This window comes from Cupriavidus sp. 05N39 (genome assembly GCF_056397325.1).
Genome location: NZ_JBFTNE010000424.1, coordinates 1 through 356 on the forward strand (window position 1 = coordinate 1; position 356 = coordinate 356).

Consider the following 356-nt stretch of genomic DNA (forward strand, 5'->3'; position numbering starts at 1 on the left):
CCGTGGCCCGGTCCGCTGGCGTGGTATCCGGCGCGGCCCTGGTGCGGGCGCAGGCCTGTGCCCGCGCGCAGCACGGCCACCTGCGACTGCACGCGGTGCCCGGCGGCGGCGGACGGCTGGTGCTGAGCCTGCCGCTGGCCGCCGCCGATGCGGACGACCGTGCCGACCGGGTCGACACAGTCCCCACGGGCGACGGCGCGTGCGAGGGCAGGGTGCTGCTGGTCGAGGACGATCCGCTGGTGGCCGAGGTCCACGCCGGGCTGCTGGCCGCGCGCGGGGTGCAGGTGGTCGTCGCCGCGCACGCGCTGGCCGCGCTGTCCGAGCTGGCCACGGCCGACGTCGACATGCTGCTGCTC

Annotated in this window: 1 pseudogene; it reads left to right on the plus strand. The window is 78.1% G+C overall.

Annotated features, from left to right (window positions below):
* Window positions 1–356 (plus strand): annotated as a pseudogene (locus AC1DN0_RS42015) (hypothetical protein); the annotation flags it as partial.